Genomic DNA, 23,379 nt, shown 5'->3' with positions numbered 1-23,379 from the left:
CACTAACCCTCGCCCATGACACAGTGCACCGTTGAGCCGAGACTCTGTTGTGAACTGCTCAGTCGAAGCTGGCTGGGAGGAGTCGTCGGCGCATCGTCAGGAAGTACGGTTCCTTCGCGTCCGCATATCCCGCGGTGTGCCCGTCGCGGGCGTGGTCATCGGCCAGAGTTCGCTTCACCTGTGCGTACCTCTCGCGTTCGGCTGAGTCCGTGCGCATCAGTTCGACGAACGACCGTGCGAAGACGGCACCGAAGGAATCCTCGGTTCGGACATGAAGATTGACTGCCCGCCCCGGGTCCGTGTTCGCGTGGAATCGTTTTGACTCGAACTGCCCCTCGCCGAGGTTGTCGACCGCGTCATCGCCCGGATATCCCAGCTCGGCCAAGGTGGCAGACAGTTCACGTGCGATGCCGAGATCGGGCACGAGGAGCTGGAGGTCGATGACGTCTTTGGCCGCCAGGCCCGGTACAGCTGTGGAACCGATGTGATCGATGCGGAACCGAGTGCCGATGCCGTGGTGCAGCTTCGCGATGATCCGCTGCGCCTGCATCGGCCAGTCCTGACCAGTCGGGTCGACGAGCTCGGCCGGCCCCCGTTCCGCACGTCGCCGGGCTTCCAGATTGGCCGCGAACGGCAGGATCCGGTCGTCGACGAGGCGCGCAACTCGGTCCTGCGTCTGGCTGACCGAGCCTGCGTTGTCGATGATCACGTCGCAGACTGCATAGCGATCTTCGTCGTCGGCCTGCCTGGCGATGCGCGATTCGGCATCCGCGCGGTCCATGCCGCGGGCACTCATCAGACGCTGCAGTCGGAGGTCGGATGGAACGTCGACGAGGAGATTGAGATGATAGGCAGGGGTCATCGCATTCTCGACCAGCAGCGGCACATCGTGGACGACCACCTCGGCGTCGGAATGCCTCGCGAAGTGCTCGAGGGTGCGGTCGCGGATCGCGGGATGCATGAGTGCGTTCAGCGCACCGGTCGACTCCTCGTCGACGAATGCCGATGCAGCCAGCTGCGCCCGGTCGAGTCCGCGGTCGTCGGCGATGACATCCTCACCGAATCTCTCGGCCAGCTCCTCGAGCAGGGGCTCCCCCGGCGCGACGACCTCCCGGGCGATCTTGTCGGCATCGATGATCACCGCACCATGCGCGGCGAGGATCTCGGACACGGTTGACTTCCCTGCACCGATTCCACCGGTGAGACCAATTTTCAGCATGAGCTCAGCCTAACGATTCAGCGGGTAGACCAGTACCCCGTCGTCGGCGAAGGAGGGTGTGCCGAGACTGGCGTTGAGGAAATCCTCGTATTCTCCGGGTCCGCCGGGCAAGAGCGGCGCGTCCGGGGCAAGGACCACGTAGTCGACCCCTGAGCCTCGCAGCTCATCGACGGCTGCGTTGACCTCACTGCTGTCAGGATCCGGGAAGGGTGCGCCCGAGTACACCGTCTCGTGCAGCAGCTCGTCGATAGCGTCCTCGGGTGCCACATAGGTGACTGCCGCGTCAGGGCTCGAACCGATGAAGTAGCCGCCCGTCTCCCGATAGTGGAAACTGCTCACGGACTGCCACACCATGGCTTCATCGGCATGTGGTTCGGCCCAGGCCAGGGGGCGGGGCACGGTCTTGACGACGGCTCCGGAGGGAACCACCTCGGCGATGGAATCGGTGTAGAAGTCGGGTACGTAGACCTCACGTGAGTTCTGCACGCCGGGGATCGCGCAGACCGCGGCGACCACCAGCAGGCCCATCAGAGCTTGGGCGAAGCGCCTCCGAATATGGTCGAGGGCCCATTGCAGTCCGCAGCCGAGGATCGCGAACAGTGCAATCGTCGAATGCAGGACCAGGCGCATGGGAAGGATGTTGTTGAGCACCGGTATGGCCTCGACGAGGGCGAAGGGACCGGTGTCGACGACGGCCGACCCGTTGAGGAGGACCGGTGAACCCAGTGACAGGACAAAGACCAGCAGCCCCGTCGCCGAGGCGATGCGCAGAATCGTCGCATACCTGGGGCTGCGGACGAGGCAGATGACGATGATGGCAGCGGCGATGAGCGCGGGAACTCCGACGTAGGCGCCGAGCTCTGCGGCATCGATGTCCATCACGCGCGGGATCGGCGATGAACCGGACCCGAGAAGGGTCGGACCTGCTGGGATGATGGGATCGAGCAGGTCTGTGTTCCATACCCCGTGGGGTCTGATCGCACCGTCGGGAGCGTTCGGTCCGCGCATCGTGAGCAGGAGCGGCAGTGCGATGAGCAGGGCAACTGCGGAGCCGAGCACGCCGCCCAGCGCCAACCGGACCCAACTGGTCAGCGTCCAGGCCTTCCGTCCGAAGACGGCGATGCCCACCAGCAGACACAGCGCGGCGATGAAAGTGCCGGCCAGGACCTCAGTGGAGACGTAGAACTGGAATCCCAGGACGGCTCCCAGGCCAAGGCTCAGCGTCCAGAACTCACGATTGAAGAGTACGGACGAGGGCGTGCGGAACAGCAGTCGGATGATGATGAGTGCCACCAGCGGTGGTGCCACGGCGAATGCAAGATTGGGATGGCCCGAGGTCTGGGCGATCACGTAGCTGGAGAAGCCCACACCGCCGGCTGCGACGAAGGCCGGGATTCGGGTCAGAAAGCGCGTGAAGAGTGCCGCGGTCGCGAGGCTGACCAGGACCGGGATGGAGATGATGAGCAGGTTGTAGCTGACAATGGGTCCGACCACCCAGGTGACAGGGGCCAAGATCAGGGCCAGTCCTGCCAGGGAGGTGTTCCAGGCACCGTTGACACCCCCGTTGAGGGTATTCATCGCCTCCGTGTAGAGGAGCCCGTTCGCTGTTCCCGATGGGGTTCCGTCGGTGCCGAAGCCCAGTTGGGTGGCGACGATGTCCGCCGCATGCCCGAGCCACCAGATGAAGAGCGATGAGTCGTCGTTGCCGGCGGCTACCTGCCCTCCTGGATCGGCGGCGACCTGTCCGAACACGCAGATGCTGGCGACAGTGAGCAGAAGCGCGTACCACAGCCATGGTCGGGCTCGTTGTCGCAGAGTGGGTGCAAACACAAAGGGCTCCCGATCAATCGACCGGGAGCCCTTGTGAGTGCTGTTATCAGCTGCCTGCAAGCTTCTCACGCAGAGCTGCGAGAGCTTCGTCGCTGGCCAGTGTTCCTTCGTCGCCTGCCTCTTCCGAGGAGAACGATCCGGTGGCTGGTGCAGCTTCGGCAGGAGCGCTGCCGGCCTCTTCGGAGCCTGCTTCGGCGTCCGCAGCGATGGCCTTGGCGACCTGCTTCTTGTGCTCTTCCCAACGCTCCTGAGCGGCAGCGTACTGCTGCTCCCAGACCTCGCGCTGTGAATCGAAGCCTTCCATCCACTCGTTGGTCTCGGGATCGAAGCCTTCTGGGTACTTGTAGTTGCCGTCTTCGTCGTATTCCTGCGGCATGCCGTAGAGGGCAGGGTCGAGGAATTCGTCGGCCTCGGGGTCGACGCCCTCGTTCGCCTGCTTCAGCGACAGCGAGATGCGGCGGCGTTCGAGGTCGATGTCGATGACCTTGACGTAGATGGTCTCGTCAACGGAGACGACCTGTTCTGGCAGGTCCACGTGGCGAACTGCGAGTTCGGAGATGTGGACGAGGCCCTCGATGCCGTCTTCGACGCGCACGAACGCACCGAACGGAACCAGCTTGGTGACCTTGCCGGGAACGATCTGGCCGATGACGTGGGTGCGAGCGAAGTGCTGCCATGGGTCTTCCTGAGTCGCCTTGAGCGACAGGGAGACACGTTCGCGATCCATATCGACGTCGAGCACCTCAACGGTGACCTCGTCACCGACGGTGACGACCTCACCTGGGTGATCGATGTGCTTCCAGGACAGTTCGGAGACGTGAACGAGTCCGTCGACACCACCGAGGTCGACGAATGCACCGAAGTTGACGATCGAAGACACGACGCCGGGACGGACCTGGCCCTTCTGGAGGGTCTGCAGGAAGTCGTGGCGGACTGCGGACTGGGTCTGCTCGAGCCATGCGCGACGGGACAGAACGACGTTGTTGCGGTTCTTGTCCAGTTCGATGATCTTGGCTTCGACCTGCTGGCCGATGTAAGGAGCCAGATCGCGGACGCGACGCATCTCGACGAGGGAAGCAGGCAGGAAGCCGCGCAGACCGATGTCCACGATCAGGCCGCCCTTGACAACCTCGATGACGGTACCGGTGACAACACCGTCGTCTTCCTTGATCTTTTCGATGTCGCCCCAGGCGCGCTCGTACTGCGCACGCTTCTTGGACAACATGAGTCGGCCTTCTTTGTCTTCCTTCTGAAGAACGAGGGCTTCGATTTCGTCCCCGACCTCGACAACTTCGCCGGGATCGACATCATGCTTGATGGAGAGTTCTCGCGAAAGGACGACGCCTTCCGTCTTGTATCCGATGTCGACGAGCACTTCGTCGCGATCGACCTTGACGACGGTGCCCTCAACGATGTCGCCATCGTTGAAGTACTTGATCGTCTCGTCGACTGCGGCGAGAAAGTCCTCAGCGGTTCCGATGTCGTTGACAGCGACCTGCTTCGGCTGCACCGATTCCGGCGTGGTGGTGGTCATATAGGTTGGGACTCCGATGGAATTATGGTCCAGATCCGATACTCTGAGGCGATGCTGTGAAACAGCCCGAGAACTGGATCCGGTCTCGATTACGATTTTGGACATGTATGCATACGCGCATACGGTTGTCAATACTAGCATCATCCATGGCGTGAATGCACGCCGAAGTCGGAAACAGAACATGGCGATCGCCACGGAGGAATGATGAGCGACGGAAGTTATCAGGCCGAGGTCATCAGCGGCGGCTATCTGCCCATCGATGAAGAGGCCTCAGTCCGCGCCAACAGAGGCTATTGGGACAATTCTGCCGAGGATTACCTGGCCGAGCACGGCAGTGCGCTCGGCGACACGGATTTCATCTGGTGTCCGGAGGGAATCCGCGAATCCGATGTGAATCTGCTCGGCAATGTCGCTCGCAGGCAGATCCTCGAGGTCGGCTGCGGCGCCGGACAGTGCTCACGCTGGCTGGCCGAGGAAGGGGCGATCGCGACCGGCGTCGACGTGTCTTCAGGCATGCTCGAGCAGGCTTCCAGGCTCCAGCGCGAACACCCGCTCAGCGACGATGCCACTCCCCCGACATTCCTCCACGCCGATGCCCGCCAGCTGCCGTTCGCGTCGAACAGCTTCGATGTCGGGTTCTCCTCCTACGGCGCACTGCCCTTCGTGAAGGACGCCGATGTCGTCTTCTCCGAGGTCGCTCGTGTGCTTCGACCGGGCGGACGGTGGGCCTTCTCCACCACCCACCCGCTGCGCTGGATGTTTCCCGATGTGCCCGGCGAAGCGGGACTGACCGTCGAGTACTCATACTTCGACCGCACGCCGTACGTGGAGATCTCCGCGGACGGGCAGCCGGTCTACGCCGAGCACCACCGGACAATGGGCGATTGGGTGAATCTGCTGGTCACGGCCGGCTTCACGATCGATTCGGTGACGGAGCCGGAATGGCCGGAGTCCAACCAGACCGCCTGGGGCGGCTGGTCTCCCCTGCGCGGTTCGCTCATGCCCGGCACCGTCATCTTCTCCACCACTCTGAATAAGGACTGACTCCCGCACTGCTGTAGGCACTGACTCCCGCACTGCTGCGCACCCGTCAGGGCCCCCGCTGCGAACTCGCCAGGGTCCCCGCTGCGAACAGCAATGCGCACCACAGCCCCTCTTCGTGCACCTCGCTTCGCGCTGAACCTACATTCATTGTGCGATTACGGTCGCCCCCAGCCGTATTCTCGAACGTAATCGCACAATGAATACCGGTTCACCTCCGCGTCACGCGCATCTCCGCGTCACGTCCGCCGTCGCGTCACGCTCACCTCCGCGTCGCGTCCACCTCGGTGGCCGGCTCACCGTCGCGTCAGTGGGCTGCGTCGTGCCAGGAGACTCCGGTTCCGACGTTGACGTCGAGGGGTACGTCCAACTCGAAGGCTGATCCCATCTCCTCGGTCACAATCGCCGTGACGGATTCGACCTCACCTGGGTGGACGTCGACGATGATCTCGTCATGGACCTGGAGCAGGACCGTCGACTTGAGATCGCCGAGGCGGTCGCTGACCTTGAGCATCGCAATCTTCATGATGTCGGCCGCCGATCCCTGAATCGGGGCGTTGAGGGCGGCACGTTCGGCCATGTCCCGGAGCTGCCGCCGGTCGCTGTGCAGGGCCGGCAGGTACCGCCTGCGACCCATGATGGTCTCTGTGTAGCCGTTGGCTCGAGCCTGTTCGACGATCTCATCGAGATAGTCCTTGACCGCGCCGAAGCGCTCGAAGTACTGCTCCATGAGGTTCTTCGCCTCGTCCACACCGATCGCCAGCTGTCGGGACAGGCCATAGGCGGACAGCCCGTAGACCAGTCCGTAGGACATGGCCTTGACCTTCGAGCGCATCGCCGAGTCCACTTCGTCGATGCCAACTCCGAAGACCTTCGAACCGACGTATGAGTGCAGATCCTCGCCGTCTTTGAATGCCTGGATCAGTGCGGCATCGCCGGACAAGTGGGCCATGATGCGCATTTCGATCTGCGAGTAGTCGGCTGTCAAGAGCCGAGAGTCCTCGACCTCGGGGTCGGAGATGAAGATCTCACGGATACGCCGCCCTGATTCGGTACGGACCGGAATGTTCTGCAGATTCGGGTCGAGCGAGGACAGTCGGCCCGTCGCGGCGACGGTCTGCTGGTAGGTCGTGTGGATGCGACCGTCCTCGGCCACGGTCTTCAGCAGACCCACGACGGTCTGCTTGAGCTTCGTGGAATCACGGTAGGCCAGCAGATGCTGCAGGAACGGATGCTCGGTTTTGATGAACAGCTCCGCCAGCGCGTCGGCATCGGTGGTGTATCCGGTCTTCGTACGTTTCGTTTTGGGCATGTCGAGTTCGTCGAAGAGCACGGCCTGCAGCTGCTTGGGCGAACCGAGATTGACCTCATGGCCGATCGCCTCATAGGCGAGCTTCGCGCTTTCCTCCGCCTGCTTGGTGAACTCATCGATGAGCCCGGACAGACCCGCTTCATCGACTGCGATGCCTGCCAGCTCCATCTTGGCCAGCACTGGAACCAGCGGCAGTTCGATGTCGCGGTAGACCTGGCTCATGTTCGCTTCGTCGATTGCCAGTGCCAGGATCTCGTGGACTTCAAGCAGCGCGGCAGCCCTGTATCCGTGTGTCTGAGCGGTCTGGTCCGAGTCGAGGTCGAGGGCCAGCTGTCCGCTGTCGCTTCCGGGCTCGCTCAGTTCGATTCCGGCTCGTTCGAGCGCGATCTGCGGCAGCTCGTAGCTGCGCTGATCGGGCACCAGGAGGTAAGCGGCCAGAGCCGTGTCACCGGCAACGTCGTCGACCTCGAGGCCCAGTGAGCGCCAGGCCTTGATCTGCGTCTTCGCGCTGTGCAGGATGAGGGTCTTCGTCCGCAGCGCCGAACTCAGATTCGCCACGGCGCTCTCCCCCGCCTCGGCGAGGTCGACGACCCAGGCTTCCTCCGGTGTGCCGGAGACGGCGAGGACTCGAACATCGCCGTGCCCGAGTTCGTAACGCGCGTCGGAGTCAAGCGCGAGCACATCGGAATCAGACATCTTCTCAAGCAGCTCTGCAACGTCGAGAGTCTCAACGGAGACTTCGCGCGCGGGTCCGGCGGCTTCCTCGGGTACGGCTTCCTCACCGAAGATCGCACTCAGCCGTTTGCCGAGAGCCTGGAATTCGAGCTGGTCGAACAGGCTCGATAGTTCGCTCGGGTCACCCTCGCCCCATTTCAGGTCGGCGTAGGTCAGGCCCAGGTCGACATCGTCGAGGAGGCGATTGAGTCGGAAGTTGCGTTCGACCTCAGAGACGTGGTCGCGAAGCTTCTCTCCGACTTTGCCCTTGATCGATTCCGCGTTCTCGAGCACTCCGGGCAGGTCACCGTAGGTTGTCAGCCATTTCGCCGCTGTCTTGTCACCGACACCGGGCACTCCGGGAAGGTTGTCGGCCTTCTCCCCCACCAGAGCAGCGAGTCCGCGGTAGTTCGCTGGAGTCACCGCGTACTTCTCTTCGATCGCGGCTGGGGTCATGCGATTGAGGTCGCTGACGCCGCGTTTTGGGTAGAGGATCGTCACGGACTCGTTGGAGAGCTGGAACGAGTCCTTGTCTCCGCTCATCACCTCGACATTGGCGCCTGCTTCGGTGCCCATACGGGCCATGGTCGCCAGCACATCGTCGGCTTCGAACCCGTCTTTGGTCACCACAGTGATCCCCATCGCGACGACGATGTCCTTGATCAGGTCGATCTGAGGGTGGAACTCCGGTGGCGTCTTGGCCCGTCCGGCCTTGTACTCCGGATACTCTTCGAGGCGGAACGTCTGACGTCCCAGGTCGAAGGCCACGGCCACATGGCTGGGCGACTCGTCCCTGAGGACATTGATGAGCATCGAGATGAAGCCGTAGATGGCGTTCGTCGACTGGCCGGTGCTGGTGGCGAAGTTCTCCACCGGCAGGGCGTGGAATGCCCGGTAGGCCAGAGAGTGTCCATCGATGAGCAGGAGGGATTCGTTTACTTGAGTCACATGGCATAGCCTATCGTTCAAAACTGACATGAAGGAGAACGATGTTCAGACCGGATGCATCACTGACTGCGGAGACCACCGAAAAGCAGTGCAGACAGCTGCTCCGCCAGCTCAACGCCCCCGACGCAGTCGGTGATCTGGCGGCGAAGATGGGGATCGAGTTCACAGAGCTGGCCCACGACCACGTCACGGGCACCGCACCGGTAGCGGGCAACACTCAGCCCATGGGCCTCTTCCACGGCGGCGGCCATGTCGTACTCGCTGAATCCCTGGCCTCGATGCATTCGTTCCTCATCTCCGGCGGGAAGAACGTCGTCGGCGTCGACCTCAATGCCACACATCTGCGTGCGGCGAGGGACGGCACAGTGACCGGCCGCGCCGAGGTGCTCCACCAGGGACGCACGATCGTGTCTCACGAGGTGAAGATGACCGATACCGCCGGTCGGCTCCTCTCAATCGTGCGAATCACGAACATGATCCTCAAAACCAAGCCCAAATGATCTGCAGGCAGTGTCATTCCAGGCAGTGTGATCTGCAGACAGCGTGATCTGCAAACGGTGACTGCATAACGCGGGAGGCCGGCGAATCCTCATCGGATTCGTCGGCCTCGGTGTGTGTTGGGGTGGACGCTGACTACTTGTCGGAGCCGATCTGCTTGAGAACGGTGTCCGCGACCTCGCGCATGGTCAGGCGACGATCCATCGACGTCTTCTGGATCCAGCGGAAGGCCTCGGGCTCGCTCAGACCCATCGAGGTCTGGAGCAGGCTCTTGGCGCGCTCGACGACCTTGCGGGTTTCGAAGCGTTCGGTCAGATCGGAGATCTCGCTCTCGAGCGAGCTGATCTCTGCATGACGCGACAAGGCGATCTCGAGGGCCGGAATGAGATCTGCAGCGGTGAAGGGCTTGACCACGTAAGCCATTGCTCCCGCATCACGAGCTCGCTCGACGAGCTCCTTCTGCGAGAAGGCCGTGAGCAGGACCACCGGAGCGATGCGCGCCTTGGCGATCCTCTCTGCTGCGGAGATTCCGTCGAGGATGGGCATCTTGATGTCCATCACGACGAGATCAGGGCGCAGCTCTTCGGCCAGGCGGATTGCGGATTCGCCGTCTGCGGCTTCGCCGACGACGTCGTATCCGACCTCGCGCAGCATCTCGACGATATCGAGACGAATCACGGCCTCGTCTTCCGCCACTACGACGCGGCGAACCGGCACGGACTCATCTGAAGTTGGTTGTTCGCTGTTTGAAAGCACGGCACCAGTCTAAACCAGGCCCACGCGCGCACCGACGTCGGTACCCAAGTTTCTTCTGTGATGGTAGCCACCCGTGTGATGGTCACCACCGCCGCCGATTGTGCAATCACATAAAAGCTGTCGTAAACTCGACTCTGTCGCGGATTCGCTCCGCGGCCGAGCCGGATTGGCGGAATCGGTAGACGCGGTGCACTCAAAATGCATTGTCGAGAGACGTGTGGGTTCGAGTCCCACATCCGGTACTTATACCCAGACAGTCGTCAGACGGTCACAGGGCACGAAACAGCAGTGAAGGGCCGGCGAACTCATGTTCGCCGGCCCTTCACTGACTCCGCCAAGAACTTTCTGCCGCGAACTCGGCCACCAGCGAAGCGCTCTGCCCCGCAACAGCTCGAAATGCACTTCTGACCACCATGAGCCTGGCCGACATGAGCGAAATGCTCATGCCGGCCAGGTGCCCAATTGAGTCAGGAACGCACTCCACTCGAGGGCTGTTCGAGTTCAGCCTCATCGGAGTCGCCGGCAGTCTCCTCTGTGTCCTCATCGACCGGCACATAGCCGTCCACACGAGCAGCATCGTAGCGGTCGACATCGAGGATGCCGTGGCGTTTGGCCACAATGGCGGGAACGAGAGCCTGTCCCGAGACATTGAGCGCTGTGCGCCCCATGTCGACGATCGGCTCGATCGCCAGGAGCAGACCCACACCTTCAAGGGGCAGTCCGAGGGTGGACAGCGTGAGAGTCAGCATCACAGTGGCACCGGTCGTTCCGGCCGTTGCCGCCGAACCGATGACGGAGACGAACACGATCAGGAAGTACTGCACGATCGTGAGATCGATTCCGAAGAACTGGGCCACAAAGACAGCGGCGATCGCCGGATAGATCGCGGCACAGCCGTCCATCTTCGTCGTCGCCCCGAAGGGGACTGCGAAGGCGGCGTAACTCTGCGGAACGCCGAAGTTGTCGGTCGTGACCTTCTGGGTCACAGGCATGGTGCCGATCGATGACCGGGACACGAAGCCCATCTGGGCGGCCGGCCACACACCGGAGAAGTACTGACGAACGGAGAGACCGTTGAGCTTGGCCAGTGTCGGATAGACGACGAAGAAGACGATCGCCAGCCCCACGTACACAGCAACGACGAACCACAGCAGAGAACCCATCGTCGACCAGCCGTAGGAGTTGACCGCGTTGCCGATGAGGCCGAGGGTGCCGATCGGTGCGATGCGCACGATCCACCAGACCACCTTCTGCACGACGGCCAAGGCCGATTCGACGAACTGGAGGAAAGGTTCGGCGGCCTTGCCGACCTTGACCGCGGCGATGCCGATGGCACCGGAGACGATGATGAGCTGAAGGATGTTGAAGTCGACCTCAGAGACCAGGCCCCCGGCCTCATCGGGCGAGGTCGCGACCTCGAGGCCGAGGAAGTTCACGGGCACAAGACCGGTCAGGAAGCCGATCCAGCTGCCCTGAGAATCAGGGGCGGCACCGTTCAACGATGCGGCGTCAGCGTGCATGCCCGGCTGAATCACAACACCGAGGATGAGTCCGATGAGGACGGCGATGAGCGCGGTGAAGGCGAACCACAGAAGCGTGGAGACTGCGAGCCTGGCCGCATTCGTGACCTTACGCAGATTGCCGATGCTGGCGATGATCGCGGTGATGACGAGGGGCACGACGGCCGCCTTGAGGAGTGTCACGTAGGACGATCCGATGGTGTCCAAGGTCTGACCGAGCCAGTTGTCCTGACTCTCACTGACCGGACCCCAGGATCGGGCGATCAACCCGAGGATCACGCCCGCAATCAGGGCTATGGTGACCTGCACCCCGAATGATCGGGTCCACTTGGGCAATCTCATGCCACTCCTCTTCTTCGTCTGTCGGTTTCCGAACGATGCTCAACCCGAATGGTGCTCAATTCGAGCGAATCTCAGTTCAGGCAATGTTCAACTCAATGAACAACTGTTGAGCAATCTCAGAAATTCCGCAAGTCCAAGTGAAGTGGCTCTCACTGGCGCCAACCGCTCAGGCGGCTGCTCGCGCATATGGAAACGGCACATGACAACGGCGGCCACCCCGGAAAGGGGCAGCCGCCGTTATAGAGAGCCTCAGTGCCTCGGCGTGCCGTTCTCCTTGATGATCGGCACCTCACGGGTGACCGGCGTTTCGGAGACGATGCCGTACCCGGCCAAGGGATCTTCCTCATCATCCGAGGAGTCCTCGTAGGCCGCGGCAACTCCCTTGGCCGCATCACCCATCGTGTGGATGCGCAGGGCATTGGTCGACCCTGGGATGCCGGGAGGAGACCCGGCCACGAGGATGGACTGATCGCCTTCGTGGGCAGTTCCGTCCGCGAGCAGCACAGCATCGACCTGTCTGGCCATCTGGTCCGTGTGCCGCACGGTCTTGACCAGGTAGGGGCGTACACCCCAGGTCAGTGCCAGCTGGTGGCGAACCTGAGCATCGGGGGTGAAGCCGAGGATCGGCCACGCGGGACGCAGACGCGACATCCGGCGTACGGAGTCACCCGTCTGGGAGAAGGTGCACAGCAGATCGATGTCGAGCTGTTCAGCAATCTGGACCGCTGCGGCGGTCACTGCCCCACCCTTGGTGTGAGGAACTGTGCCCAATTGCGGGATCCGTTCCATGCCGTGTTCCTCGGTGGACTCGATGATGCGGCTCATGGTCCGGATCGCTTCGACCCAGTAGTCGCCCACTGAAGTCTCACCCGAGAGCATCAGAGCATCGGCTCCGTCGAGGACGGCGTTGGCGCAGTCGCTCGCCTCGGCGCGGGTGGGCCTGGCCGCATCGATCATGGTCTCGAGCATCTGAGTGGCCACGATCACGGGTTTGGCCTGCTGCCGGGCGATCTCGACCGCACGCTTCTGCACGATCGGAACCTGTTCCAGGGGCAGCTCCACGCCGAGGTCGCCGCGGGCGACCATGATTCCGTCGAAGGCGTCGATGACCGCGTCGAGCTGTTCGACGGCCTGCGGCTTCTCCAGCTTGGCGATGACGGGTGCGGAGATGCCGACCTCGTCCATGACTGCCCTGACATCATCCATGTCCTCGGGACTGCGGACGAAGGACAGCGCCACCCAGTCGAAGCCGAGCTTGAGGCCCCATTTGAGGTCCTCAATGTCCTTCTCTGACAGCGCCGGCACGGAGACCGGAACACCGGGAAGGTTGATGCCCTTGTGGTTCGAGATCGTTCCGCCGATCTCCACCTCGGTGACGACATCGGTGTCGGTGACCTCGGTGGCACGCAGACGCAGGCGCCCATCATCGATGAGCAGCGGATCGCCGACGGACACATCGCCCGGCAGAGTCGACAGTGTGGTGCTCACGACCTCGGCGGTGCCGGCGATGTCGCGGTTGGTGATGGTGAAGGTTGCGCCTTCGACCAGCTCTTCCTTGCCGTTGGCGAAATTGCCGACCCTAATCTTCGGGCCCTGCAGATCGAGCAGCAGCGCGACGGCACGGCCGGTGTCGAGTGCGGCCTGGCGAACCCAGGCGAATTTCTCTTCGTGTTCTTCCCGCTTGCCGTGGCTGAGATTGAATCTGGCCACATCGACGCCTTCGTCGACGAGCGCGCGGATCTCTTCATAGGAGTTCTGATTCGGACCTAATGTTGCGACTATCTTTGCACGCCTCATGCACACCACCCTACCTGTACCGTGGCGGGCGATCCGAACCGCCCGCCACGTCTGTTCGTCGGAGGAGAGTCACGCACACCAATGTGCGGACTTCTCATTAAATGACACAGACCATCTTAGCATTTAAAACGATCTGTCGTGTGGTCCGACCGGTTCAGGCAGTCGAGTCGATCCTGTGAGGAACCGGTCGACCTCGGCCGCGACCGACCGCCCCTCGGCGATCGCCCACACGATGAGCGACTGACCCCGCCCAGCGTCACCGGCGATGAACACCCCGGGAGTCGAGCCGAGATAGGCCTCATCACGGGCGAAGGCCCCGCTGTCGCTGACGTCGAGGCCGAGAGCTTCGGATTCCGGCCCCGAGAAGCCGAGAGCCAGGAGCACGAGGTCTGCATCCAAACGGTGCTCGGTACCAGGAGTCGGCACGCGGCGACCGTCGACGAATTGGGTCTCTGCCACATCGATCCCGACCACCCGGCCCCCCTCGTCTCCGGCGAACCCTGTCGTCGATGCGAGGTAGCGCCGCGTGCCGCCCTCCTCATGGGAGGACTGGACCTCGAAGACGCGCGGGACCGTGGGCCAGGGATCTGCCTCGCTGCGGTCGATGGGCGGCTGAGCTCCGATCGCCAGCGTCGTGACCGAGGCTGCAGACTGCCGCAGGGCCGTGCCAAGACAGTCCGCACCCGTGTCACCACCGCCGATGATGACCACGTGCTTTCCCGCAGCGTCGATGTGGCTCTTGACTCCACCGGGTCCAGGCTGCTCCCCCGCCTGCACACGATTCGAGGGCACCAGATAGTCCATCGCGAATTCGACTCCGCGAAGGTCGCGACCGCCGATGCTCATATCACGGGGCACTGTGGCACCTGTGCACACGATGACGGCGTCGAAGCTCGACTGCAGGTCCTCGAGACTGATGTCCCTGCCGATCTCGACCGAGGTCTTGAACCGGGTGCCTTCGGCGCGCATCTGATCGAGACGACGGTCGATGTGCTGCTTCTCGAGCTTGAAGTCCGGGATCCCGTAGCGCAGCAGTCCGCCGAGGCGGTCGTCGCGTTCGTGGACGACGACGGTGTGCCCGGCCCGAGTCAGCTGCTGGGCCGCGGCGAGCCCGGTCGGACCAGAACCGATGACGGCAACGGTCTGCCCGGTGATCCGTTCAGGAATCATCGGCTGGATGAGCCCGGCGGCGAAGCCCTGGTCGACGATCGAGACCTCGACCTGCTTGATCGTCACAGCAGGCTGATTGATCCCGAGGACGCACGCATTCTCACACGGTGCCGGGCAGGCGCGACCGGTGAATTCCGGGAAGTTGTTCGTTGCATGCAGAAGTTCGACGGCCCGCGGAAGTTCGCCGCGATACATCGCATCATTGAACTCCGGAATCAGATTGCCCAAGGGGCAGCCCTGATGGCAGAACGGAACGCCGCAGTCCATGCAGCGCGATGCCTGCCTGCGCAGCTGCTCCGGATCGCCTGCTTCGTAGACCTCGCGGTAGTCCATGAGTCGGATGGGAACCGGGCGCCGCCGTGGCAGCTCGCGCTGGTCGGTGGTGAGGAATCCATGTGGATCAGCCATTGGCGACCTCCAGAATCTTGTGCCAGGCCTCATCCGAATCCGCGGACTGACCTGCCGCGGTGAACTCTTCCTGGACGTCTTTGACCATCGCATAGGCGACGGGAATGATCTTTGTGAAGCGGGAGAGGACGTCCTCTCCTCGGCGCAGTCCGTCAAGCAGCTGGGCAGCCAGGGGCGAGCCCGTCCATTGAACATGTTCGCTCAGTAGGCGCTGGAGGACTTCCATGTCGGTGATTCCCACCCCGGTGAACCGGAATACGCTGGCAGCGCGTTCCTTGGGGTTGAGCTTGGCGGGGTTGAAGTCCAGGACGTAGGCCGTGCCGCCCGACATGCCGGCGGCGAAGTTGCGTCCGGTGCTGCCGAGGATCACGGCGAGCCCGCCGGTCATGTATTCGAGCCCGTGGTCACCGATCCCTTCGACCACAGCCTCGGCGCCCGAGTTGCGCACCATGAACCGTTCCCCCACCTGGCCGGAGACGAACAGCTTGCCGGCTGTCGCGCCGTAGCCCAGCACGTTGCCGGCGATGACGTTGTGCTCGGGTCTGGTCGGGTTCTCCTCGTGCGGATGCACGCTGATGGTCCCGCCCGACAGCCCCTTGCCGACGTAGTCGTTGGCGTCGCCGTGCAGGTCGATGCTGACCCCGCGAGGCAGGAAGGCACCGAGTGACTGCCCGGCCGTGCCGTGCAGGTCGAGCCTGATCGTGTGCTCGGGCAGGCCCGCATCCGCATGGGCGAGCGTGACATTGTGCCCCAGCAGGGTGCCGACGCTGCGGTCCGTGTTCTCGATCGCCGAGGTGATTCTGACCTTCGCCCCGGACTCGATCGACTCCCCGGCCTCGGCCAGCAGACGCAGGTCCAGTTCCCCCGCGAAGTCGCGGTTGACCTCGGTAGTGCATTTGCGAGGCACGTCGGTGTTGCCATGGACGTCCTCGGGCACGGTGAGGATCGATGCCAGATCGAGGTCGAGGCCCGAGGCCTCGGCACGCTTCTCATCGATGCGCAGCCTCTCGACCGCACCGATCGCCTCGTCGAGCGAGCGCAGGCCCAGCTGCGCCAAGTAGCCGCGGACCTCCTCGGCGATGAAGGTGAAGAAGTTCACGACGTGATCGGCCTGTCCGTGGAAGCGTTCGCGCAGCTTCGGGTTCTGGGTCGCGACGCCGACGGGACATGTGTCCTTGTGGCACACACGCATCATGATGCAGCCGGAGACCACGAGGGCCGTGGTCGCGAATCCGAACTCCTCACCCCCCAGCAGGGCGGCGATGATGACGTCGCGGCCGGTCTTGAGCTGGCCGTCGACCTGCACGCTGACCTTCTCTCGCAGCCCGTTGAGCACCAGGGTCTGCTGGGCCTCGGCCAAGCCGAGCTCCCAGGGGGTGCCGGCATGCTTGAGGGAGTTCAGCGGGCTGGCCCCGGTGCCTCCGTCGTGACCGGAGACGAGGACGACGTCCGCTCCGGCCTTGGCCACGCCTGCGGCCACCGTGCCGACGCCGATCCCGGACACGAGTTTCACGTGCACGCGGGCCCTGGCATTGGCGCGACCGAGATCGTGGATGAGCTGAGCAAGGTCTTCGATCGAATAGATGTCGTGATGCGGCGGCGGAGAGATCAGCCCCACTCCGGGAGTGGCATGTCTGGTCTTCGCGATCCATGGGTAGACCTTCGTCCCGGGCAGCTGTCCGCCCTCCCCCGGCTTCGCGCCCTGAGCCATCTTGATCTGCAGGTCGTCGGCCTCAGTGAGGTAATGGCTGGTGACCCCGAAGCGTCCGCTGGCGATCTGCTTGACAGCCGATCGGCGTTCGGGATCGACGAGACGTTCGGTGTCCTCTCCACCCTCACCGGTGTTCGACCTCCCGCCGATGCGGTTCATGGCGATGGCCAACGTCTCGTGTGCCTCTTGGGACAGTGAGCCGTAGCTCATTGCACCAGTCGAGAAGCGCTTCATGATCTCGCTGGCCGGCTCCACCTCGGCGATGTCGATCGGACCCGATTCCGTGGGAACGAGGTCGAACAGTCCGCGCAGAGTCATGAGCTCACGTGACTGCTCGTCGACGGCGTGGGTGTACTGCTCGAAGATATCGAAGCGACCTGTGGCAGTGGAGTGCTGGAGCTTGAAGATCGTCTCCGGGTTGAACAGGTGGCCCGGACCTTCCCGCCGCCACTGATATTCCCCTCCGACCAGCAGATTCCGGTGCGAGGGCCGTGGATGGTCATCACGGTAGGCGTCGGCATGCCGAGCACTCGATTCCGCGGTGATCTCAATGATTCCCTTGCCCCCGAGCTGGTGCGGGGTGGAGGTGAAGAACTCGTCGATGAAGTCGTCCGAAAGCCCGAGGGACTCGAAGGTCTGGGCACCGTGGTAGGACTGGACAGTCGAGATCCCCATCTTCGACATGATCTTCAGCAGCCCCTTGTTCAGCGCCGTGAGCACATTCTCCACGGCCGCAGATTCGCTGATGCCGCGGATCCTGTCTGAGCGCACCAGCGCTTCGGCGGTCTCCATGGCGAGGTACGGGTTCACAGCGGAGGCACCGAATGCGACCAGAGTGGCGACATGGTGGACCTCACGGACATCGCCGGCCTCGACGATGATGGACACCCGCGTCCGCGAACGCTGCCGCACCAGGTGGTGGTGAAGGGCCGAAGTCAGCAGCAGCGACGGAATCGGAGCAAGATCAGCTGTCGAGTCCCGATCGCTGAGGATGATGAACACTGCTCCGGCCTCGACGGCCGCGCTGGCTTCCCGACACAGCGCCTCGAGGCGCTTGGCCATGGCATCAGGCCCGGCATTCACCGAATACAGGCCGGCCAGCGTCACACTTGGTCGTCCATTGTCGACGCCGAGGTGGTGGCCCTGGACGTACGAGATCGCCGTCAGTTCGTCGTTGTCGATGACCGGCTGATCGAGCAGGATATGCGCGGAGTCCGGCTCGGAGAACTGCAGCAGGTTGCCTTCGCGCCCGATGCCCGAGGACATGCTGGTGACGATGTCTTCGCGGATTGAGTCCAGCGGCGGGTTCGTCACCTGAGCGAAGTTCTGATGGAAGTAGTCGAAGAGCAGCCTCGGTCGTTTGCTCAAGGCCGCGATCGCCGTGTCCGTACCCATGGCTCCCAGGGGCTCTGCCCCGGTCTCGGCCATCGGCGAGATGAGGATACGCAGCTCCTCCTCGGTGTAGCCGAAGGTTCGCTGACGCCTGCGCACCGATGACTGCGGGTGAGTGACGTGGATCCGAGTGGGCAGATCCGCGAGTCGACGCGAACAGCTCTTGACCCACTCCTCATAGGGATGCTCAGTGGCGAGCTGATTCTTGATCTCCGTGTCGGAGATGATCCGTTCGGACTCGGTATCGACGAGGAACATGCGTCCCGGAGTCAGCCGACCGCGAGCGACGATGTCCGCTTCGGGCAGGTCGACGACGCCGATCTCACTGGCCAGGACCACGGTGTCGGAGGTCATGACGTAGCGCGCAGGACGCAGGCCGTTGCGATCGAGGACCGCCCCAGCCAGCTTCCCGTCGGTGAATGCCACACAGGCGGGTCCGTCCCACGGCTCCATCAGCAGCGAGTGGTATTCGTAGAACGCCTTGCGGGACTCCCCCATGCCTGGATTGTTCTCCCAGGCCTCCGGGATCATCATCAGCATTGCCTGCGGCAGCGACCTGCCCGAGGCGACCATGAGTTCGAGCACCGAGTTGAATGACGCCGAGTCCGAGGCGCCGGGCGGCACGATCGGGCACAGTCTGTCCAGGCTCGTCGAGGTGCCGGGCACCGGGGAGACGAGCAGGTCCGAGGCCAGCTTCGACTCCCTGGCCTGCATCCAGTTGCGGTTGCCGCGCACCGTGTTGATCTCACCGTTGTGGGCGATCGTGCCGAAGGGCTGCGCGAGCTGCCAGGACGGGAACGTGTTCGTCGAGAAGCGAGAATGCACGAGTGCGATCCGAGAAGTCAGCCGTTCGTCGAGCAGTTCCGTGTAGAAGGCAGAGAGCTGACCCGTTGAGAGCATGCCCTTATAGGTGATGGTGCCCGGGTTGAGAGAAGGGCAGTAGAGACCCGCATGGTCGAGGCGTTTCCTCACGATGTAGGACCGGCGGCTCAGATCCTGTGGGTCCCGGGACGGATACCGCTCGTCGATGGCGAGGAAGAGCTGGCGCATGCGCGGCATCGTGGTGCGTGCGGTCTCGCCCAACACGCTCGCGTCGTGGGGTACGTCGCGGAAGGCAAGGACCTGCAGTCCCTCTTCGGCGGCGATCCGCTTGACGAGGTCGTCCTGATCCTCGTGCGAATCGTTCATGCCCTCTGTGACTGAAGCGTCCCTGTCGTCCGTGGGGAAAGCCACGTCGGGGATGAGATCCTGTCGGTAGTCCTGAGCGAAGAATCCGATGCCTGCGGAGTAGCTGCCCGGCTCCGGAAGTTCGACGCCGTCGGCACCGAGCACCTCGGCGAAATAGTCGTGGGGAATCTGCAGGGTGATCCCGGCACCATCCCCTGTGCCTTCATCGGAGCCGATGCCGCCTCGGTGTTCGAGCTTGCGCAGTGCGGTCAGAGCCTGTTCGACGACCTCATGGTCTGCTGGGCCACGGTAGCGGACGATGAGCGCCAGCCCACATGCGTCGTGCTCAAGTGCGGGATCGTAGAGTCCGGCACGAACTGGTTGACGCGGAGCTTTCGGGGTCGTTGAGTGTTCACTGTACATCGCTGCCTTCACGGGGTGTAGGAGTTTACGTTAAAGACGGCGCTGTCCCTAGCTGTTTTCGCGGTGCCCTTCGAAGATCGTCCTCAGACACAGTCGTGACGTGGTTCTCACAGTCGGTTTTCCAACCTACACCACGTGGCGGCTCCGAATAGCAGCGAAAAAGGACCGTAAAACGAACCTAAAAGTCTCAGTCGTCGGACTTCGAACCGCTGTCGCCCCGAGTTCTCCGCTTCACGTCGGGGGTGATCGAGATCGCCGAGGTGACCGCTCCGAAGTATCCGAAGCCGTGTCCCCCGAAGTCCTCACCGCCCTTCTTCGAGGCGTCTGTTGCTCGGGCGATCTTTCGGGCACGACGAGCGAGGACGAAGAAGACGATTCCGACGATGAGGAGGACCACAGCGAGTGCGAGCACCCACAGTGCCCACCCGGGGATCGTGGCAGAGCCGAGCTGCAGTGCGTTGTTCGAGGCGAGCAGTTGAGCCCGGCTCATGCACAGCCCTCGGCGAGTTCAGCGGCCAAGGTAGCGATTCCGCTGACTCCGTCGCTGTCGAGAGCGCGCACGAGCGCCGAGCCGACGATCACGCCGTCAGCGTATTCGGCGACCTCTGCAGCCTGTTCGCGCGTCGAGACGCCGAGCCCGACGCAGGCGTGCGGCGCTCCGGCGTCCTTGAGTCGAGATACGAGCTCACGAGCGTGGTTGTCGACCTCGGAGCGGACGCCGGTCACGCCCATCGTCGAGGCGGCATAGACGAATCCGCGGCTCGCATCGACGATGGTGGCCAGTCGTTCAGGTGTCGATGAAGGGGCAGCGAGGAAGATGCGGTCCAGATCGAATTCGTCCGAGGCGCTGACCCATTCGGATGCCTCATCGGGGATGAGATCCGGGGTGATGATGCCTCCGCCCCCGGCAGAGTCCAGGTCACGGGCGAAGGCCGAGACACCGTACTGCAGCACGATGTTCCAATAGCTCATCACCACGGCGGTTCCCCCGGCCTCAGCGACGGCTGAGACTGCAGAGAAGATATCGGAGGTGCGCACCCCGGCGGCGAGTCCCTGCTCGGCGGCACGCTGGATGACGGGGCCATCCATTCCCGGGTCCGAGTACGGCATGCCGACCTCGACGATGTCGACTCCGGACTTCACCAGTTCGACCATGGCCTCAATGGAGCCCTCGACAGTGGGGAAGCCGACCGGAAGGTATCCGATCAGGGCGGCCTTGCGGCCTGCCTGGGCGACTGTGTCGAGAGTGGTGCCGGTTCGGGGTCCTGAGCTCGTCATACCTGCACAGCTCCTTCGTCGAAGTAGTTGAACCATTTGGCCGCGGTCGTCATGTCCTTGTCGCCGCGTCCGGAGAGATTGACGAGCAGGACCGCCTCGCTGCCGAGTTCCCGTCCGATGCGCATAGCACCGGCCAGGGCGTGGGCGGATTCGATTGCGGGGATGACGCCTTCGGTTCGCGACAGCAGCTGCATGGCTTCCATCGCATCTTCATCGACGACAGGTTCGTAGGTGACGCGCTGAATGTCGTGGAGGTGGGAATGCTCGGGGCCGACCGATGGGTAGTCGAGTCCGGCCGAGATCGAGTGGGACCCTTGAGTCTGGCCGTCCTCGTTCTGGAGGATATAGGTAGCCGAGCCATGCAGGACTCCGGGGCGTCCACCGGAGAAGCGGGCGGCGTGGCGGCCGCTGTCGACGCCGTCTCCTCCGGCTTCGAAGCCGAAGATCTTCACCTCGGGATCGGCGAGGAAGGCGGCGAAGAGGCCCATCGCGTTCGACCCGCCTCCGACACACGCGCAGACCGCGTCAGGCAGACGACCGACGGCGTTCTGGATCTGTTCGCGAGCTTCGATGCCGATGATGTCCTGGAAGGACCGGACCATGGCCGGGAACGGGTGCGGGCCGGCGACTGTGCCGATGATGTAGTGCGTGTTCTCTACGTTGGCAACCCAGTCGCGCATCGCTTCGTTCATCGCGTCTTTGAGCGTCTTGGTGCCGTTGGACACGGAGTTGACCTTCGCTCCGAGCAGTCGCATCCGAGCGACGTTGAGTGCCTGCCTCTGGGTGTCTTCCTCACCCATGTACACTTCGCACTCCATGTCGAGGAGAGCGGCGGCAGTTGCTGCGGCAACACCGTGCTGTCCGGCTCCGGTTTCGGCGATGACACGGGTCTTGCCCATGCGCTTGGCCAACAGGGCCTGACCCACGGCGTTGTTGATCTTATGGCTGCCGGTGTGGTTGAGGTCTTCGCGTTTGAGGAAGACCCGCGCCCCACCGCAGTGCGCAGCGAACCGGGTGGCCTCGGTGAGGAGGCTGGGACGGCCGATGTAGTTCTGCTGGAGGTCGAGCAGCTGCTGCGTGAACTCCGGGTCGACCTGGGATTTGCGCCATGTCTCCTCGATCTCGTCGAGTGCGGGGATCAGCGCTTCGGGGAAGAACCTGCCTCCGTACGAACCGAAGTAGGGTCCGTTCTCCTGGCTCAAATCGGTCATTGCCGTCCTTCGTGGTTCGAAATGGTGGTCGGGTGGATCAGGACTGACGACTGGTCGCCGCCCGCCGCTCCTGCCCGGTCGAGGTGAACGCGGCCACGGCTGACTCGGCGTCGCCGCCGGTGACGAGTGCTTCGCCCACGAGCACGAGATCGGCGCCGGCTCCGGCGTAGGTCTCGACATCATCGGGACCGGTGACTCCGGACTCTGCGACGAGTGTGCAGTCCGCCGGTGCCAGATCGGCCAAGGGAGCGAAACGGTTCGTATCGACGCTGAGGTCCTTGAGGTTGCGGGTGTTGATGCCGATCAGAGGGGCATTCAGTTCGGCCGCGATCGCCAGCTCATCAGCGTTGTGGGTCTCCACCAGAGCCGTCATCCCGAGTTCGTGGGCGAGAGCATGGAACTCGTGGAGCTGTCTGACGTCGAGTGCTGCGACGATGAGGAGGACGAGATCAGCACCGTGGGCGCGGGCCTCATGGAACTGGTACTCCTCGACCATGAAATCCTTGCGCAGGACGGGAACGTCAACGGCTGCGCGGACGGAGTCGAGGTCCGCCAGGCTTCCTGAGAAGCGACGTCCTTCGGTGAGGACGCTGATCGCCCGTGCTCCCCCAGCGGCATAGAGACCGGCAAGGGTCCCCGGATCCGGGATGTGGGCGAGGTCTCCGCGGGAGGGAGAACGTCGTTTCACCTCGGCGATGACCCCGAAGTCGGCTGTGAGATCGAACGCACGCGCAGGCTGAGCCTCACGCGCACGATCGGTGACGTCTGCCAGCGGTGTCTGCCTCCGGCGTTCGGCGAGATCTTCGCGCACACCGGCGACGATGTCGTCGAGAACTGTCATTTCTTCTTCGGCTTGTTTCCCAGACCGACGGCACGCAGGATGATGCCGGCGATGAGGCCGAGCACGACGACGCCGATGCCGACGTAGGTGATGGTCGCGGTGTGGATCGTGAACCCGACACAGCCGATCGTGACGCCGATCAGCATGACGATGACACCGGTCCAACCGGCCACGGAGTTTCCGTGTCCCGGGTCGGCGATGGCTGCATAGTCGATCGTCGATTTGTCGAGATCGGTTGCGCCGTTACGAGCGACGGTTTGCGACATG

16 protein-coding genes and 1 tRNA gene are annotated in these 23,379 nt (G+C 63.3%); 3 read left to right on the top strand and 14 right to left on the bottom strand.

Annotation, left to right across the window (positions count from 1 at the left end):
- Nucleotides 1-58: 58 nt before the first annotated feature.
- The 3 genes from coaE to rpsA are packed head-to-tail and all read right to left on the bottom strand — an operon-like array spanning nt 59 to nt 4,583.
- Complete coding sequence (gene coaE, locus HU144_RS12205) at nt 59-1,219, bottom strand: dephospho-CoA kinase (RefSeq protein WP_235351546.1); 1,161 nt, start codon at nt 1,217-1,219, stop codon at nt 59-61.
- Between the two features lie 9 nt (nt 1,220-1,228).
- Entirely contained in the window at nt 1,229-3,049 is a 1,821-nt protein-coding gene (locus tag HU144_RS12200; protein ID WP_235351545.1) for a hypothetical protein, read from the bottom strand.
- Nucleotides 3,050-3,095: 46 nt separating this feature from the next.
- Entirely contained in the window at nt 3,096-4,583 is a 1,488-nt protein-coding gene (gene rpsA, locus HU144_RS12195; RefSeq protein ID WP_069600240.1) for a 30S ribosomal protein S1, read from the bottom strand.
- Nucleotides 4,584-4,787: 204 nt separating this feature from the next.
- On the opposite strand from rpsA, the gene HU144_RS12190 reads away from it, so the two are divergent.
- Nucleotides 4,788-5,627: a class I SAM-dependent methyltransferase gene (locus HU144_RS12190; RefSeq protein WP_198396260.1), complete on the top strand. Its 840-nt coding sequence runs from the start codon at nt 4,788-4,790 to the stop codon at nt 5,625-5,627.
- A gap of 304 nt (nt 5,628-5,931) precedes the next feature.
- Here HU144_RS12190 and polA read toward each other — a convergent pair whose 3' ends face one another.
- Nucleotides 5,932-8,598: a DNA polymerase I gene (gene polA / locus HU144_RS12185; RefSeq protein WP_235351544.1), complete on the bottom strand. Its 2,667-nt coding sequence runs from the start codon at nt 8,596-8,598 to the stop codon at nt 5,932-5,934.
- A gap of 41 nt (nt 8,599-8,639) precedes the next feature.
- Between polA and HU144_RS12180 the strand changes: the two genes are divergently transcribed.
- Nucleotides 8,640-9,098 (top strand): PaaI family thioesterase, encoded by a 459-nt coding sequence (locus HU144_RS12180; RefSeq protein WP_235351543.1) that lies wholly within the window; start codon nt 8,640-8,642, stop codon nt 9,096-9,098.
- 133 nt (nt 9,099-9,231) lie between these two features.
- Here the strand turns inward: HU144_RS12180 and HU144_RS12175 are convergent, their stop codons facing one another.
- Nucleotides 9,232-9,852 carry an ANTAR domain-containing response regulator gene (locus HU144_RS12175; protein WP_374701013.1) on the bottom strand — a complete coding sequence of 207 codons (621 nt, stop codon included), beginning with the start codon at nt 9,850-9,852 and terminating at the stop codon, nt 9,232-9,234.
- A 160-nt stretch (nt 9,853-10,012) separates the two neighbouring features.
- Here HU144_RS12175 and HU144_RS12170 point away from each other — a divergent pair.
- A tRNA-Leu gene (locus HU144_RS12170) sits at nt 10,013-10,094 on the top strand.
- A gap of 225 nt (nt 10,095-10,319) precedes the next feature.
- Here the strand turns inward: HU144_RS12170 and HU144_RS12165 are convergent.
- The 9 genes from HU144_RS12165 to HU144_RS12125 all read right to left on the bottom strand — a co-directional run bounded on the left by HU144_RS12165 (nt 10,320) and on the right by HU144_RS12125 (nt 23,378).
- Nucleotides 10,320-11,714: a dicarboxylate/amino acid:cation symporter gene (locus tag HU144_RS12165; protein ID WP_235351542.1), complete on the bottom strand. Its 1,395-nt coding sequence runs from the start codon at nt 11,712-11,714 to the stop codon at nt 10,320-10,322.
- Nucleotides 11,715-11,963: 249 nt separating this feature from the next.
- A complete protein-coding gene (gene pyk, locus HU144_RS12160; RefSeq protein ID WP_198396264.1) occupies nt 11,964-13,511 on the bottom strand; it encodes a pyruvate kinase in 1,548 nt (515 codons plus the stop codon).
- Nucleotides 13,512-13,634: 123 nt separating this feature from the next.
- The gene (locus tag HU144_RS12155) at nt 13,635-15,089 is read right to left on the bottom strand and encodes a glutamate synthase subunit beta (RefSeq protein WP_235351541.1); all 1,455 of its coding nucleotides are present in this window, start codon (nt 15,087-15,089) and stop codon (nt 13,635-13,637) included.
- Nucleotides 15,082-19,782: a glutamate synthase large subunit gene (gltB, locus tag HU144_RS12150; protein WP_235351540.1), complete on the bottom strand. Its 4,701-nt coding sequence runs from the start codon at nt 19,780-19,782 to the stop codon at nt 15,082-15,084. The genes HU144_RS12155 and gltB overlap by 8 nt, the downstream gene beginning before the upstream one ends.
- A 187-nt stretch (nt 19,783-19,969) precedes the next feature.
- Entirely contained in the window at nt 19,970-20,272 is a 303-nt protein-coding gene (locus HU144_RS12145) for a hypothetical protein (protein ID WP_235351539.1), read from the bottom strand.
- Nucleotides 20,269-21,060 (bottom strand): tryptophan synthase subunit alpha, encoded by a 792-nt coding sequence (trpA, locus tag HU144_RS12140; protein WP_235351538.1) that lies wholly within the window; start codon nt 21,058-21,060, stop codon nt 20,269-20,271. Before trpA ends, HU144_RS12145 begins: the two co-directional genes overlap by 4 nt.
- Nucleotides 21,057-22,271 carry a tryptophan synthase subunit beta gene (gene trpB, locus HU144_RS12135; RefSeq protein WP_235351537.1) on the bottom strand — a complete coding sequence of 405 codons (1,215 nt, stop codon included), beginning with the start codon at nt 22,269-22,271 and terminating at the stop codon, nt 21,057-21,059. Before trpB ends, trpA begins: the two co-directional genes overlap by 4 nt.
- A gap of 37 nt (nt 22,272-22,308) precedes the next feature.
- A complete protein-coding gene (trpC, locus tag HU144_RS12130) occupies nt 22,309-23,112 on the bottom strand; it encodes an indole-3-glycerol phosphate synthase TrpC (protein ID WP_235351536.1) in 804 nt (267 codons plus the stop codon).
- The gene (locus tag HU144_RS12125; RefSeq protein ID WP_143921771.1) at nt 23,109-23,378 is read right to left on the bottom strand and encodes an HGxxPAAW family protein; all 270 of its coding nucleotides are present in this window, start codon (nt 23,376-23,378) and stop codon (nt 23,109-23,111) included. The genes trpC and HU144_RS12125 overlap by 4 nt, the downstream gene beginning before the upstream one ends.
- Nucleotide 23,379: the final 1 nt, after the last annotated feature.

The organism is Brevibacterium sp. UCMA 11752 (assembly GCF_021532235.1).
In the GTDB taxonomy this organism is placed as follows: Bacteria; Actinomycetota; Actinomycetes; order Actinomycetales; family Brevibacteriaceae; genus Brevibacterium; species Brevibacterium antiquum.
Note: the sequence above shows the minus strand (reverse complement) of the source record. Positions and strands in the feature narration are given on the sequence as shown.